Source organism: Oleiphilus sp. HI0125, from assembly GCF_001635355.1.
Genome location: NZ_LWGF01000782.1, coordinates 1 through 1,277, shown reverse-complemented (window position 1 = coordinate 1,277; position 1,277 = coordinate 1). Strand labels below are relative to the sequence as shown.

2 protein-coding genes are annotated in these 1,277 nt (G+C 44.3%); one reads left to right on the top strand and one right to left on the bottom strand.

The features are described 5' to 3' along the window. A partial coding sequence (locus A3762_RS12265; RefSeq protein ID WP_068755801.1) for a redoxin domain-containing protein occupies positions 1 to 536 on the top strand: 536 nt, incomplete at its 5' end. A 60-nt stretch (positions 537 to 596) separates the two neighbouring features. On the opposite strand, the gene A3762_RS12260 is transcribed toward A3762_RS12265, so the two are convergent. Next, on the bottom strand, positions 597 to 1,277 hold a 681-nt coding region (locus A3762_RS12260; RefSeq protein ID WP_197469232.1), incomplete at its 5' end, for an alanine:cation symporter family protein.

The window sequence follows — 1,277 nt, the reverse complement described above, 5'->3', positions numbered from 1 at the left end:
CTGTATGTACAACAGAACTTGGCTACATGGCGCGAATTCAGCCAGAATTTGAAAAACGTAACACCAAGATTATAGGGTTGAGTATTGATCCTCTCGATGACCATCATGTATGGATTAAAGATGTTGAAGAAGTAGGGAGTACGACAGTCAACTATCCTGTTATTGCTGACACGGATCTGAGTATCGCAAAACTTTATAACATGTTTGCGGCGGATGAAGAGGGGTCAGCAGAAGGCAGAACGGCAATGACCAATGCTACAGTTAGGTCTGTTTTTGTCGTTGGACCGGATAAAAATATCAAGCTTATGCTGACTTATCCAATGACAACGGGACGTAACTTTGATGAGATTCTGCGAGTGCTAGACTCGATGCAGTTGACGGCTAAACACAAAGTCGCCACACCAGTAAATTGGAAGGATGGTGAGGATGTCATAATTGTTCCAGCTGTTTCTAATGACGAGGCTGAAAAAAAATATCCGGACGGATGGGAAACGGTCAAGCCATACTTACGTAAAGTTAAACAGCCCACTGACTAGTTGTGGCGATAGCCTTATGCTCTGCAAGCCTAGCTGTAAACGATCTTGCTTTAGCCTGCGTTAATTTGGCTTTACGCTAACTCGTTTAGGGTCCGTCCAGATTTCTTGATCAACATTTTGACATAACTCGGGATGGTCAGGCGCGTGAAAGGTTGGATCTAGTCCAGCCTTTCTCTGCTTTATGTAGTCTTTCGTGAGCTTAAAAACAATCCCAGAAAGCAAAGAAATCGATACCAGGTTAATAATGGCCATTAAACCCATCGATGCATCGGCAGTGTTGAATACGGTCTCAACGCTTTGTATCGAACCCCAAATAACCATTGCAATTAAACCAATCCGTATACCGACCAAACCTTTTGTCGATTGCACCCCAAGAAAAATCATTGCATTTTCAGCGTACGAGTAATTGCCAATTATTGATGTGAAAGCAAAGAAGAAAATGGCGACAGCAATAAAAATGAAACCGGTTTCGCCTATATGCTGTGCGAGGGCTAACTGAGTTAATTCAACGCCACTGGGCCCAACACCTGGCTGATAAATACCAGACAACAAAATAACGACGGCTGTCGCGGTGCAGACGCAAATGGTATCAATAAATACGCCAAATGCTTGGACAAAACCTTGGCTAGATGGATGATGTGGCACAGGAGTCGCGCTTGCAGCGATGTTGGGCGCCGATCCCATACCGGCCTCATTTGAAAATAGTCCGCGTTTGATCCCATTTAGGAGAGCAACCATCAC